The following is a 14,398-nucleotide window of genomic DNA, read 5'->3' as shown; positions in this document are numbered from 1 at the left end:
AAATCTTAGCTCTTTGGTTTGCTGAAGATGTGCACTGCTTTTTTTACAATCGCCAGTTCTTCTTGTGTATCCGCAAGCGTGTGCTCTTTCTCTTGAAGCAACCGGCGCATCTCTTGGAGTTCTGCTTCCAGTTCCTTCACTCGATCTACACTGGCAACAGGCTCATTTTTTAGTTCGCGGTACTTACTCATCCATTGGTGCAACGTACTTTTTGGAATGTTGAGTTCTTCTGCCAAATCTCCAAGTGTCTTCGTCTGCTCTTGAATGAATTTGACCGTTTGTTTCTTGAATTCTTCGTTATATCGTTGCCGCTGTTCTCCCATGTGGACACCTCCGTTAGTCTCATTATCCTTCCGTCCGTTAACGGGTGTCCACTTTTTATTCTAGCTCCACTAGACACGCTATTTCCCGAAATCCCCTGAGAAAAACGCAGTAAACGGCTGTTTATTCTCATATAACGGGGCTCAGGTTCATTAGATCTCTGCGGACGCTCCAAGTCCTTGAATAAGACGTCTCAGATTTGTTAGCCTGAAAGCCTGAACCAATTGGGCTATCGCTCTACTAATCGGATGCAAAAAATAATCCCCCTCTCATTTCTCAACCGAAATGAGAGGGGGTTTCGTCATGCAATGAAAAGGCGGAATGAAGATGGAAGAAAAGCAGCATTTGGAGAGCTTGCCTATATCTTGCGAAATGATCAAGTAGATCTTACGTAGAGCTGCTTATAGCCAACTAGGAGCCGACGCTCAACTTAGACATCAGCCTTATACAGCGGCATCAAAATCATAAAATCCGTTCCCAAGCCTAACTGACTTCGTACCGTAATCTTCCCACCATAAGACTCCACAATCGAGCGGGTAATGGCGAGACCGAGACCTGCGCCCCCTTGTTTTCGCGAACGAGAACTGCTTGTGCGGTAAAATCGCTCAAAGATATGGGGCAGATGTTCAGGTTCAATGCCCGTGCCGTTATCCTTTACGGAAAATTCAGCCTTATGGTGCGTGGCATATAACGTTATGGAGATGGCCCCATGCTCTGGATCGGTGTGCTGCACCGCATTATGGAACAGATTCAGCACAACCTGCTTCAGCTTATAAGGATCAGCCAGAACATGGACCGCAGCCGTCAGGTCGAGATGAATGGACCTCCGCTGAGCCATCATGGTCAGTTGTGGTTGCATTTCGAGTAACAGACTGTCCAGCTGAATTACTTCCTGTTCCTGCTTTGGAGCTTGATCCAGCTTGGTTAGTAACAACAAATCTTCAACCAGCTTGTTAATTCGTACAGATTCGCCGTGCATGCTGTCCAGTGCTTTATACAATTTATCTTGATTGGTGGCTGCACCCCGCTGTAAAACTTCAATAAATCCATGAATGGAGGTCAGAGGGGTACGCAGCTCATGAGAAGCATCGGACAAGAAACGCTGCATCTGATCTTTCGATTCCCGCTCCGCTTCAAACGAGTTCTCGAGCCTCTCAAGCATGCCATTGAATGAAAGTGCGAGCTGGTCCACTTCTTCTTGTCCCTGAACGACGGGAAGGCGATCTGCGAGACTTCCTGCATCGATCTGCTGTACTTTATTCACCATGTTAGACAGGGGAACGAGCGTCCGGCGTAATACCTTGGTGTACAGAATAAGACCGGCTACCATGGCTAACAGCGATAACATGATGAAGATCAGAAGTTGTTTAATAATCAGATCTCTCAGTGGTTTCGTAGCCGTACCCATCTGGACCATCGGTAAGCCGCGATTGCGCGGACCTGGTGAGGCGAAGACAATCAATTGCTCCTTCCCTTGGCTATCCGTTACGATCCGGTAGGGAATATGTTTTTGTTCTTTTAACTCATTTGTAATGTCCTGATATTCAGCGGTTGAGAGATGAGGGGCGTTCAGACCGTCTTCCCCAAAAACATCCTCGAACGTACCTTGGTTATCAAACAGAGCAAGTGAACGGTCAGGAATAAACAATACCCGATTGCCAGACCCGTTACCTGCCTGTCCACCGAAAGGGTTGTTGGAAGAGCTGCTACGTGACTGGATTCCGAGCCAAACCGGGGGCATGGACATGAGCTGTTCTTCCATGGTTTTTGCCTGATTCCGGTAGAGAAAACTTTCCATGATCCAGAATTGCAGAATACCGATTAACAATAACAGCCCGGCAAGCACGAACAGAGAACGTGAGAGCAATTGCGAACGCAGGGAACGCGGCCAAATCCATTGCTGAAGACGTCCTAAACGAAGTTTATTTTTCTTAGGCAGCGAATTCATCAGAGATCTACCCTGTACCCGACACCCCGAAGTGTGCGAATGAGTCTATGCTCTTTATCCCCGAGTTTGTCACGCAAGGAGCGGACGTATACCTCTACAATATTTTCTTCCCCGCCAAAATCATACCCCCACACACGGCTCAGAATGGTCGCTTTGCTGAGTACAATCCCATGATTAAGCACAATAAATTTTAACAGTTCGTATTCGGTAGGAGATAACTCCAGGACCTGATCCTGATAGGTGATTTCTTTGCGCTGATCATCAATTCGGAATGGGCCATGAGTGACGGCTCCTATTAATAAAGGAAATTGATTACGTAGTCTGGCCTGAATCCGGGCGAGCAGCTCGTCGAAGGCAAAGGGCTTGATCATGTAATCGTCAGCACCTAGCCACAAGCCTTTAACCCGATTCTCGACTTCGTCCTTCGCTGTCAGCATAATCACGCCAACCTGGGCTCCGGTCTTACGCAGACGCTCGACCACTTCGAAACCATCCATCTCTGGCATCATGACATCCAGAATAGCCATATGTGGTCTGAATTCAAGCGCCAACTCAAGTGCAGCTGCTCCATCGGGTGCTGTACGCACATCGAAGCCTTCATTACTTAATCCAAGCTCCAGAAATTGCAAAATGTGTGGTTCATCATCAGCTAATAGTATTTTAATTCCGCTGCTAAGCTTCATAATGTACGTTCTCTCCTTGCTTGATCCATCTAGATTTCTCCCTCACTTCGGAGGGACTGTATGTAGTATTATCGCTTGCCAAACTGAAATTTAGCTGAAAGGATTGTGAATTATCCTCAGACAACATTCAGCGGGCACTCATCCCAGCTTTATTTTGGCATGTCACAATACTAGACATGAAGAACTAATAAGGAGTGATTAACATTGAATAACACCAAAAGAAGGATGGATCTTGTCCTTCTACCGATTGTATTACTGGCGGCATTTCTGAATGGGTACGGTATCTGGAACGATCAATATGCCAATTCCTATTATACGACCGCCGTCGGCAGTATGCTCAGCAACTTCCATAACTTTTACTATGCATCACTCGACTCGGCAGGCTCGGTAACTGTTGACAAACCACCTGTTGTCTTCTGGATCCAGACGGCCTTTGCCTATGTATTCGGATTGCACGGATGGAGCGTTATTTTGCCTCAAGTATTAGCGGGAATCGGTTCGGTGCTCCTGATCTATTTCATGGTGAAACCTACATATGGTCTTGCAGCAGCACGAATCTCCGCACTGACATTGGCGACTGTGCCTGTTGTGGCCGCAGTCAGTCGGACCAACAATATTGATAGCATGCTGGTGTTTACGCTGTTGTTGGGTTCGTGGTTTTTGTTCAAAGGTAGCAAACAAGGCAGTGCTTGGCGTATTCTGGTTGCCTTTGGATTAATAGGCTTAGCCTTTAATATGAAAATGCTTCAAGCCTACATGATTCTGCCGGCGTTTTACTTGTTCTATCTGCTCGCATTTCAGGCGAAGTGGAGAAGGAAGATCATCCTGCTGATTGGCAGCACGGCGGTTCTGGCGGTGGTTTCCTTATCCTGGGCGGTCACTGTGGATTCTATACCCGAAGACGAGCGGCCTTATATCGGTAGCAGTGAAACAAACTCTGTCATGGAACTGGCATTTGGATACAATGGCCTGTCCCGTCTAACGGGTCAGCAGAACACATCAGGTAACGCAGGGATGCCGAACGCTGCTGGACAGGGCAATAATCGTGGCAATCGAGGGGATTCGACTTCTGCTCCTAATCAGACGGGTAGTGGTGCCCCTGGCACGGGGCAAGGTGTCAATGCACCGGATAACGATAGTATGAATGGTTCGAACGGCATGAATGCCATGGGCGGTATGAATGGGCCGAATGGCAATTTCCCGAATGATATGGAAATGCCAAACGGAAGAAATTTCGGTAGCAATGGTGGAGGAGGCATGGGAGGAATGTTTGGTACGGGGGAGAAAGGTCCTCTGCGTCTGTTCCAGACTGAACTGTCAGGTCAAGCCAGCTGGCTTCTGCCAGTTGTATTGCTTGGATGCATTGCCATATTTGCAGGGTTAAGACGGAGAAATATTACGAACAAGCACAAGGAGGCTTTATTTTGGCTGGCCTGGCTGCTTCCTGTTGCTGCCTTTTTCAGTGTGGCAGGTTTCTTCCATCAATATTATCTGATTATGCTTGCACCTCCAATTGCGGCGCTGACTGGCGCAGGATATGTAGCTATGTGGAAGTTATATCGTGAACGAATTGGCTGGCAGGCCTGGTTGCTTCCGGTGTCCGTGCTGCTAACGACCTTGTTCGGCTGGTACATCATGCAGGTGTATAACGATACGATTGGTGTAGGCTGGTCCATTAGTGAATTAATCGCAGGCATTCTGGTCACGGTCATCCTGGTCGTTATGCTGCGTCGTACACATCGTTGGAAACAGGGCTTCATTGTCGCAGGATTCGTGGTCATGCTGATTGGTCCAATCTATTGGGCATTCACCCCAATTACTTATGGTGGTAACAGTATGATTCCTGCAGCAGGACCTACTGGTTCCAATAGCATGTTTGGTGGAGCAGGAATGGGCATGACGATGGGTAACGGTGCAGAAGGAACAGAAATGCCTTCAACGGGTGGACGCGGCGGAATGGGCAACCGTAACGAAGAAGTCGATATAGCTACACTGAATTATCTGAAAGAGCACAATACAGGCGAAACCTATCTCTTCGCGACAACAGACTATAATCAGGCAGCACCTTATATTATCGACGAGAAAGCATCGGTAATTACGCTGGGAGGTTTCTCCGGGTCAGACCCGGTGTACACAACGGAGCAACTGGAACAACTCGTCAAGAGTGGTCAAGTGAAGTACTTCATGGTTGGTGGCATGGGTGGCCGAGGCGGAAACTCGGACATTAGTGATTGGATCAAAGAACATGGAACGGAGATTCCAACCTCAGAATGGCAAACAGGTACCGACAGCGGATCTACGGATAGCGGTGGCGCGGGGAACAGAGCCGGATTCGGATTCGGCGGACAGACCACCTTGTATGAAGTGAAATTGTAAACTGAAATCAAAATTTCGAACGAACGAAGTCCATTGGAAAAGGGAGGGGACGAACATGGCTCACACGTACCGATACAGCATTATTATTCCCATGTATAACGAAGAAGCGGTGATCGAGGAGACCTATCGACGTCTGAAGAAGGTCATGGGCAGCACAGGAGAGAGCTATGAATTACTGTTCGTCAATGATGGCAGCATGGATCGAAGTGCACAGATGATCCGTGACTACGCCCGTTGGGACGAGAGTGTGAAACTGATTGATTTTGCCCGTAACTTCGGTCATCAGATTGCGATAACAGCGGGGATGGATTATGCAGCGGGGGATGCGGTCATTATTATTGATGCGGATCTTCAGGACCCTCCCGAACTGATACTGGATATGATCGCGAAATGGAAAGAGGGCTATGAAGTGGTGTATGCCCGTCGCACCAGACGAAGTGGGGAAACCCGCTTCAAGAAATGGTCGGCAAGCCTGTTCTACCGTGTACTGCGTGCGTCGACGGATACGGATATTCCGGTGGACACCGGAGATTTTCGCCTGATTGACCGCAAAGTATGTGATGAGATGAAACGTCTTCCGGAGAAAAACCGGTTCGTGCGCGGGCTGGTCAGTTGGGTTGGATTCCGTCAGACTGCCATTGAATACGAACGTTATGAACGTCTGGCGGGTGAAACGAAATATCCGCTGAAACGCATGCTGAAGCTGAGCCTGGATGGCATTACTTCATTTTCACATAAACCGCTCAAGCTCGCAGGTTATGTAGGTGCGATCCTGTCGGTAGGCGGGTTCATCTATATGCTAATGGTGATTGGTTCGGCGATCTTTACGGATTCAACGATTAAGGGGTGGCCCTCCATTGTGAGTATCATGCTAATGTTTAACGGATTCATCCTGATCATGCTGGGCATTCTGGGCGAGTATGTTGGCCGAATCTATGATGAGACCAAAGCGCGTCCGCTATACATTGTGAGAGATGTGGTTCAGGCCGAGGGCCAGCAAGCTCAATCCCGATTGACAGCCCGAGTTGCTCACCATGACTAATCGTCTGGTCACACTCTTCAAGTTCGGAATTGTGGGTGTCGCGAATACGGCAGTGGATGCAGTGATGTTTGCTTTGCTTGCAGTGATCGGTGTACCGGTTCTGATTGCCCAGGTAATCTCGTACAGCTGTGGTGTTGCGAACAGTTATTGGCTGAACGGGAGGTGGACTTTTCGAGATGCGGCACGAGGGGGTGGCGATAGAGCGAAACTTATTCGTTTTCTAATCACCAACCTCGTCGTTCTCGCGTTATCCGCCCTCATTCTGATGACATTACACGATGTGCTGGGTTGGAGTCTTGTGATGAGCAAGATCCTGGCAACCTTGATGGGAATGGTTCTGAACTATATGGCCAGCAGATATTGGGTGTTTCGTTTAGCTACCAAATGAAAGGAGTGTATGATGAGATGCGAATTAAAAAAGCAGTTATTCCGGCAGCGGGTCTCGGAACCCGTTTCCTGCCAGCGACAAAAGCACAGCCAAAAGAGATGTTACCGATTGTGGACAAACCGGCCATCCAATACATGGTTGAAGAAGCGGTGCAGTCAGGCATTGAGAATATCCTCATTGTGACCGGACGCAACAAAAAATCCATAGAGGATCATTTTGATAAATCGGTTGAACTTGAACATTCTTTATATGCCAAGGGCAAACAGTCCTTATTGGAAGAGGTGCAGGCCATCAGCGAGATGGCAAATATTCATTTTATTCGTCAAAAGGAACCGCTTGGACTGGGGCATGCCATTGGATGTGCACGGCAATTTGTAGGGGATGATGCTTTCGCTGTACTGCTCGGAGATGACATTATGGTGTCTGATCCGCCTGCACTTGCACAGATGGTGCATCTCTATGAAAAGACAGGCAACCAGATCATCGGTGTCCGTCAGGTAGACGCGGCAAATGTGAGCAAATATGGCATTATTGATTCGAATGGGGCAGAGGACCGGGTTCACCGGGTCACCAATCTGGTCGAAAAACCTTCTCTTGCAGAAGCGCCATCCCGAACAGCTGTAATGGGACGATACATTCTGAAACCTTCCATCTTTCCCATTCTGAATCAGATCGAGAGAGGGGCTGGAGGGGAATATCAGTTAACGGACGCTTTGAAAGAAGTAAGTCAGACGGAGGAACTGTTGGCCCTTGAACTGGAGGGGCGTCGCTACGATATTGGTGATCAGTTCGGATATATTCAGGCGATCTTGGAGATCGGACTGATGCGCAAGGAATTACAGCCCATGCTGACACCTTATCTTCAGAAGCTTGCAACCCAGTGGGCATAGGGATTGATATGTAGCTTCCTGTAACGCTACAATGAGCAAGAAGTTCAAGTTGCTCTTTGAGGAGTGAGGAATCATGAATGAATCTATCATCAGGGACCTTATTAAGTATATGGACGTGGAGGACAACGCCGCCATTCAGTACATCCAGACCGAGCATCGGATGAAACTGGGACTCTTTTGGGGAATACAGGAAGGTAGCCGCGTTCTGGAAATCGGATGTGGTCAGGGAGATACAACGGCCGTGCTTGCACATCTGGTAGGGGAGAGTGGTTACGTTCATGGTGTAGATATTGCACCAGAGGATTATGGTGCACCGCTGACAGTAGGCGAAGCGGCAACCAAGCTTCGGAAATCTCCGCTGGGTGACCGAATTCGAATGGATTATGATTTCGATATTCTAAGTGATCAGGTTCAATTCGCCGAGAATGAGTTTGATGTTATCGTACTTTCCCATTGTTCTTGGTACTTGAAATCGTTTGACGAACTCGCCCAGATTCTTAGCAAGGTTAGGACGTGGGGACATCAGTTATGTTTCGCCGAATGGGATGCACGAGTTACAGATGTGAGCCAGCTCTCACATTGGTTATCCGTTCTAATTCAATCCCAGGTCGAATGTTACAAGGAGAACAGCTTCTCCAATGTGCGCACGCTCTTTACACCGTTGGATATCCAAGAGCTTGTCTCTGCGGCGGGCTGGACGATTAAGGAAGAGACTTCGATCCATTCTCCCGAGCTGCAGGACGGTCGCTGGGAAACCGAAATGACACTGGCAGAAGCGCCTGTGGAACTGCAAATGCTTCCGATCCCGGACAAAGTGAAAACACTTCTTCTTTCCGAACTGAAATTACTTAGGACACATCATGTCTCGGGGCCTGGGAGTCCACTGGGAACATATGCGATTGTTGCTAAAAAGCAGTAAAGAAATAGCCATTTGCAGCAAATTTTAAAAAATGTGTTTACTTCACGATGGTAATTTTGATATTATAATCGCAATATCAAATGCGATGAAGAGACGAGTAGATAAAAATCATTCTTTCAAAGAGAGCTCCGGCAGCTGAAAAGGAGTAAAGAACTTTTTATTGAATAAAGACTCAGAGCAGCACATCGGAACTTAGGATTAAGGGATGGTGTGACAGGAGCTCCTGTTACAGAGCTAGAGTATGAACGGTCTACAGCTAGCAACATGGTTGTAATCCTTTACTTGAAGAGGCGGATATGGTGACATATTGGCGAATCTGGGTGGTACCACGAGAATTCAATCTCGTCCCTGAGACTATTGTCTTGGGGATGGGATTTTTTGGTTTTTCCGAGGCTGTGATTACACGCTTTGGAATTGCCTGAATAGTGTTAATTAAGGAGTCCATTTCATAATATTTTTTTAGTGAGTTATGATATTGATTCAAGAGAAGAATCACTCAAACCGAAAGGAAATGATGATTGAATGTCAGCAAAATTGAAAGTCGGTATCGTCGGAGGAACGGGAATGGTAGGTCAGCGTTTTGTGGACCTGCTCGATCAACATCCATGGTTTGAAGTAACAGCAATTTCTGCAAGCGCCAATTCGGCAGGTAAAACATATGAAGAATCCGTACAAGGCAGATGGAAACTGGCAGTTCCTATTCCGGAAGCTGTGAAGAAAATCGTTGTTCAGGATGCTTCCCAGGTAGAGGCTTTTGCCAGCCAAGTTGATTTTATTTTCTGCGCGGTTGATATGAAAAAGAATGAGATTCAAGCGCTCGAAGAAGCTTACGCTAGAACAGGAACACCTGTCGTGTCTAACAACTCGGCTCACCGCTGGACGGCTGATGTACCTATGGTTATCCCTGAGATTAACCCGGGACATCTGGACGTGATTGAAGCTCAACGCAAACGTCTGGGTACGAAAACCGGATTCATTGCAGTGAAACCTAACTGCTCGATTCAGAGCTATGTGCCAGCACTGCACGCCTTGCGTGATTTCAACCCGACTCAGGTTGTCGCTTCCACGTATCAAGCAATCTCTGGTGCAGGTAAAAACTTTACGGACTGGCCTGATATGCTCGATAATGTCATTCCATACATCGGTGGCGAAGAAGAGAAGAGTGAGCAGGAACCACTGCGGATCTGGGGTAGCATCGAGAACAATCAGATCGTCAAAGCATCGGCTCCATTAATTACAACACAATGTATTCGTGTTCCTGTAACGGATGGGCATCTGGCTACCGTGTTTGTAAACTTCGAAAAAAAACCAAGCAAAGACGAAATTCTGGAGCGTTGGTTGCAGTTCAAAGGCCGTCCACAGGAGCTGGCTCTGCCAAGCGCACCGAAACAATTCATTACGTATTTTGAAGAAGAAAACAGACCACAGACGAAACTGGATCGTGACATCGAATGCGGAATGGGTGTCTCCACAGGCCGACTTCGCGAAGATTCACTCTATGATTACAAATTCGTGGGATTGTCCCACAACACGTTGCGTGGAGCAGCAGGTGGTGCGGTTCTAATCGCAGAACTGCTCAAAGCTGAAGGATATATTCAGCCGAAATAAGCATGAAAGATTTATGAGCAGCAACAGATTTCTGAAAAGAATGATTAAATGAAAACCATCACTCGTTGATGGTTTTTTTCTATTGTCAGCAGGGACCTGAAAATGGGCAGGATTAGATTAAAGAGATTCCAGTAGAGGTTAAAGTGACGACGAAAAACGCCGACAATCATGTCGGCGTTTTTTGATTATTCCAGTATGTTGTTAGGCGGCAGATGTCTTATCTGACTTTTGCAGAAGCTGAGAGCGACGACCGAGCAGATAACCTGTCAATGATGCGAGCATTTGCTGGAATACCATACCAAGCACGACAGGGACAGCAACAGGTGGCGGAAAATACGAAACAGCGAGTACCGCACCTGCGCTAATATTGCGCATCCCTCCGTTGAACACCAGAGCGACCTGATCGGCCTCATTCCAGCCCAACAATCGGGCGATGAAGTAACTCAGCGCATAACCGAACGATGCCAGGAAAATAATGATGACCGCAAGACCAGCCAACTTCCAGTTGAAATCGGCCAAGTAGGGTGCAACGACAGATCCGTTAATCGCGACAACAGATGCCATAAACAATTTGGATAACGGATTCAATCTGGGGCCCCAGACCGGGACTATGGCGCCTTTGGTCCACTCATTCAAGAGCATACCTACCAGGGATGGCACAACAATCATCCAGAACAGGCTGCTCATCATGGCTGCCGTATCCAATGTGACACTGGTGCCGATTAACAGGGATAACACGCCGGGCACTACAAAAGGAGCAAGCATGGTATCAATCAGGATGATGGAAAGTGTAAGTGCGATATTGCCCCGATAGATACTGACCCAGATGAAGCTGCTTATTCCTGTCGGAATCACGGCTGCCAGAACAAGGCCCGTTATGGTGTAGGCATCTGTAGGAAAGACCAAATGACCCATACCCAGAGCAATGAGAGGCATCGCCAAATGCAAAATAAACAGACATACAAACAGGGGGAACGGCTTCTTCAGCACGTTCACAAAATCCCGTATCCCAAGACTGATACTTCCAGCGAACGTCATGAACGCAAAGAGCCAAGGGGATAAAAAGGTATAAGAAGAAAGAAAACTCCCGCATAACACGCCAATAACAATGCTGATTGGGGTAATCAGTGGCATGATGCGGTTCAAGCGTTGGTTTAAGGCTTGAAGCATAATCATGACATCCCTTTACCGTGTGATTCTACTATTATACATGTTAATAACGCTGGTTGCAGACCCATTTGCAATGAAGCAGTCTGAACAGGTATCATGAAAATGGAACAAGGATTCCGATGAGGAGAAGGGGAGATGATCATGTTCATAAGAAAAAGAAAAAACACGTTAATGATGACAGGCCTTATTGCATCAAGTATTCTGCTGATTTCAGCCTGTTCTGTCGTAGAACAAGCCAATCAAAGTCTAAATTATGTGAGTGGGGCTACTGATTATATAGAACAGGTATCGAACGCCGGGGCTGATCTGCAAGAGCTTGCATCGGGTGCGGTGAATAATCCGGAGATTACGACACAGATTCAGGAGAAAATCGATCTGATCCAAGCAGAAGCAAGCGAATTTTCTCAGCTGACGGCACCAGCGATAGGAGAAAGCATTCATGAGAATCTGGTGAGCTACAATACGCAATTAACGGAAGTCGTGGACAATTTCGAGAATACGATTGCAGAGCAAGGTTTTACGGCTGAAAATTGGGAGAAGACGGGCATTCCTGAACTGATCACCAACATCAATAATTTGAGAGATCCGCTAAGTGGACTTCAGGGAGAATAAGGTGAAGTAATCTTCAATATTGAGCAACAATACAGTTTGAAATTTTCATATCTTATAAGGGCGGGATATCGGAGTGATTGAATTACCGATATGTTCGCCTTTTTTTATTTTCCGAAAACGGATGCATATTTAATGTCACAGGAGCTAGACTATATCAAGTAATCATGATATGCATATGACATTTATTTCATATTCCCATGAAGATAATCTATGGTTTGACAAGGTTGTGACATAGGCGTATGATAATTATATAAGTTAATAAAATATAGTTACTTACTATAAGTTTTATGCTGGGTCTAAATATATTTTGCCAAAGGAGAACTGCGTCATGACTGAACACAATGGAAAAGTAATCATTATTACAGGTGGAGCTAGTGGTATTGGTAAAGAGACAGCACTCCAACTTTCGGATCTAGGTGCGACTATTGTTGTCGCTGACTATAATGAAGATGGAGCGAAGAAGCTTGCCGCAGAGATTGAAGCAACAGGCGGAACAGCGGGCGCGTACAAAGTGGATGTATCCAAAGGGGACGAGATCAAAGCCCTGATCGACTGGACAGTAGAGCAATATGGTACACTTAGTGGTATCTTCAATAACGCAGGAATAGGACTTGTAAAGCCATTTCTGGAGATGGACCCGGAATCCTATCATAGAGTCATTGATGTAGACCAGCACAGTGTGTACTACGGCATGTATTATGGTGCGAAAAAGATGGTTGAATTGAATGTACAAGGTACCATTGTAAATACAGCTTCGATCTATGGAAGTGTTGCCGCAGTAGGCAGCTTTAACTACAACGCAGCGAAGGCTGCTGTTGTCATGATGTCCAAATCCGGTGCACTTGAACTGGCTGAGCATGGAATTCGTGTAGTTGGTGTAGCACCTGGCTTTATCGAAACACCGATTCTCGGCGATGACAAAGCGATGAAAGATGCGCTTGCTACTCAACATATGCGTGGGGAGCTTATTCAACCGGAGAAAGTAGCCAGTGTGGTTACATTCCTGTTCAGTGATGCAGCAAGTGCAGTGAACGGTACAACCGTAGCGGTAGATGATGGATTCCTCAGCTTCAAAACCAAATAAGTAACCCTTTTAATCTAAGGGAAGTCATCTCAGAAAAACAGAAAAAACGGTGCAGAACGATTTATTCGTTTTGCACCGTTTTTGTATTTTCATTATAAAGTAATCTTGGCATATGAGACGGAAATAAGTTTGTCGAATTATCCCGAAAATTCAGAGATCGTGATACAATTAGCAAGGTTGTATCTTTTTATCATTTTGTGGTGTGTCATATACAATTCGAACTCCGAGAGAGCCATAGCTCTCTTCTTTGTAATGACATTGAGAACACGTTTTCGTCGAGCATAACGCATCATTGTGAACTTGTAATTTTTCGTTGCACAGTGGACATTTATTTTCAAAAAGAGTCTTCAACACGTTAAACATGCTTAATCACTCATTTCGGATTAATTTACTTGGTTTTCATTATAACGGATAATATTCGCCGTGTATAGCACTTTTGCGTTATATCGAAATGAGATTTATATTGCACGAAAGGAAGCGCATAACCGATGGATCTTCTGCTTTTTGTCATCATGTTTATACTGGGTCTGGTCGGTTCATTCTTCTCCGGTTTGTTGGGTATTGGCGGGGCGATTATCAATTATCCGCTACTGTTATATGTTCCATCTTGGATGGGATTGGAGCCGTTCTCCGCACATCAGGTATCGTCAATCAGTATGTTTCAGGTGTTTTTTGCTTCACTTGCCGGTGTGATTGCATTCCGTAGAAAAGTAAAAACGGGTAGAAGTGGTGGGGCGATCGTTCACCGCGGATTGGTGCTGTACATGGGTTCCAGCATTCTTGCTGGCAGTCTGATTGGCGGGTTCATATCCGGTCATCTGGACGGAAAAATTATTAATCTGATCTATGGCATTCTGGCGATCATTGCAATTGTACTCATGCTCATTCCCGGAAAAGGTAAGCTTGAGACATCAGCTCCACTGGTGTTTAACCGATGGGTTGCGGCGGGTACTGCTTTTGCAGTAGGAATTGTCTCGGGAATTGTTGGTGCGGGTGGTGCCTTTATCCTTATTCCCATCATGCTGACGATTCTCAAGATCCCCGTACGAACAACGATTGCTTCTTCACTGGCGATTGTATTTATCTCCGCAGTTGGCGGCGTTATAGGTAAAATTTCGGGTGGGGACATTCCGCTAGAACCCATCATCTATACGGTGATCGGAAGTCTGCTAGGGGCATCCCTTGGTTCACGAGTTAGTTCAATGATTAATGTGAGCGTACTTCGGTATGCATTAATTGCAATTATCGCCATCACGGCGGTTAAAGTCTGGTCTTCCATTCTGTAAAATCACCTACGTGGGGATGAACAATGACGATTTCGTAACCAAACGGTTGGATCGCCGTATATAGGTTATGA

Annotated in this window: 13 protein-coding genes and 1 other annotated feature; of the genes, 9 read left to right on the top strand and 4 right to left on the bottom strand. The window is 46.5% G+C overall.

The window, feature by feature from the left end; all coding sequences use genetic code 11:
- Positions 1–5: 5 nt before the first annotated feature.
- The 3 genes from HF638_RS07600 to HF638_RS07590 all read right to left on the bottom strand — a co-directional run bounded on the left by HF638_RS07600 (position 6) and on the right by HF638_RS07590 (position 2,952).
- Positions 6–323, bottom strand: a complete 318-nt coding sequence (locus tag HF638_RS07600) for a transposase (protein WP_169479640.1) — start codon at positions 321–323, stop codon at positions 6–8.
- 428 nt (positions 324–751) lie between these two features.
- Complete coding sequence (locus HF638_RS07595; RefSeq protein ID WP_169479639.1) at positions 752–2,269, bottom strand: sensor histidine kinase; 1,518 nt, start codon at positions 2,267–2,269, stop codon at positions 752–754.
- Positions 2,269–2,952, bottom strand: a complete 684-nt coding sequence (locus tag HF638_RS07590) for a response regulator transcription factor (protein WP_062834175.1) — start codon at positions 2,950–2,952, stop codon at positions 2,269–2,271. The genes HF638_RS07595 and HF638_RS07590 overlap by 1 nt, the downstream gene beginning before the upstream one ends.
- 204 nt (positions 2,953–3,156) lie before the next feature.
- Between HF638_RS07590 and HF638_RS07585 the strand changes: the two genes are divergently transcribed.
- The 6 genes from HF638_RS07585 (at position 3,157) to asd (ending at position 10,175) form a co-directional block, all read left to right on the top strand.
- Positions 3,157–5,328 (top strand): ArnT family glycosyltransferase, encoded by a 2,172-nt coding sequence (locus HF638_RS07585; protein WP_169479638.1) that lies wholly within the window; start codon positions 3,157–3,159, stop codon positions 5,326–5,328.
- A 55-nt stretch (positions 5,329–5,383) separates the two neighbouring features.
- On the top strand, positions 5,384–6,370 hold the full coding sequence (locus HF638_RS07580) for a glycosyltransferase family 2 protein (RefSeq protein WP_169479637.1): 987 nt from the start codon (positions 5,384–5,386) through the stop codon (positions 6,368–6,370).
- On the top strand, positions 6,363–6,758 hold the full coding sequence (locus tag HF638_RS07575; protein ID WP_169479636.1) for a GtrA family protein: 396 nt from the start codon (positions 6,363–6,365) through the stop codon (positions 6,756–6,758). Before HF638_RS07580 ends, HF638_RS07575 begins: the two co-directional genes overlap by 8 nt.
- A gap of 17 nt (positions 6,759–6,775) precedes the next feature.
- Positions 6,776–7,648, top strand: coding sequence for a UTP--glucose-1-phosphate uridylyltransferase GalU (gene galU, locus HF638_RS07570; protein WP_169479635.1), 873 nt, complete (start codon positions 6,776–6,778; stop codon positions 7,646–7,648).
- A gap of 73 nt (positions 7,649–7,721) precedes the next feature.
- Positions 7,722–8,567, top strand: coding sequence for a class I SAM-dependent methyltransferase (locus tag HF638_RS07565; RefSeq protein ID WP_169479634.1), 846 nt, complete (start codon positions 7,722–7,724; stop codon positions 8,565–8,567).
- 76 nt (positions 8,568–8,643) lie between these two features.
- Positions 8,644–8,920: a binding site (T-box leader), on the top strand.
- Between the two features lie 169 nt (positions 8,921–9,089).
- On the top strand, positions 9,090–10,175 hold the full coding sequence (asd, locus tag HF638_RS07560) for an aspartate-semialdehyde dehydrogenase (RefSeq protein WP_169479633.1): 1,086 nt from the start codon (positions 9,090–9,092) through the stop codon (positions 10,173–10,175).
- A gap of 201 nt (positions 10,176–10,376) precedes the next feature.
- On the opposite strand, the gene HF638_RS07555 is transcribed toward asd, so the two are convergent.
- Positions 10,377–11,345, bottom strand: a complete 969-nt coding sequence (locus tag HF638_RS07555; protein ID WP_062834182.1) for a bile acid:sodium symporter family protein — start codon at positions 11,343–11,345, stop codon at positions 10,377–10,379.
- Positions 11,346–11,486: 141 nt separating this feature from the next.
- On the opposite strand from HF638_RS07555, the gene HF638_RS07550 reads away from it, so the two are divergent.
- The 3 genes from HF638_RS07550 to HF638_RS07540 all read left to right on the top strand — a co-directional run bounded on the left by HF638_RS07550 (position 11,487) and on the right by HF638_RS07540 (position 14,327).
- Entirely contained in the window at positions 11,487–11,957 is a 471-nt protein-coding gene (locus HF638_RS07550; protein WP_169479632.1) for a DUF6376 family protein, read from the top strand.
- 328 nt (positions 11,958–12,285) lie between these two features.
- Positions 12,286–13,041 (top strand): SDR family NAD(P)-dependent oxidoreductase, encoded by a 756-nt coding sequence (locus HF638_RS07545; protein ID WP_169479631.1) that lies wholly within the window; start codon positions 12,286–12,288, stop codon positions 13,039–13,041.
- Between the two features lie 488 nt (positions 13,042–13,529).
- Positions 13,530–14,327, top strand: a complete 798-nt coding sequence (locus tag HF638_RS07540) for a sulfite exporter TauE/SafE family protein (protein ID WP_169479630.1) — start codon at positions 13,530–13,532, stop codon at positions 14,325–14,327.
- The last annotated feature ends 71 nt before the right edge of the window (positions 14,328–14,398 follow it).

It is taken from the genome of Paenibacillus sp. SZ31 (assembly GCF_012912005.1).
Taxonomy (GTDB): domain Bacteria; phylum Bacillota; class Bacilli; order Paenibacillales; family Paenibacillaceae; genus Paenibacillus.
Note: the sequence above shows the minus strand (reverse complement) of the source record. Positions and strands in the feature narration are given on the sequence as shown.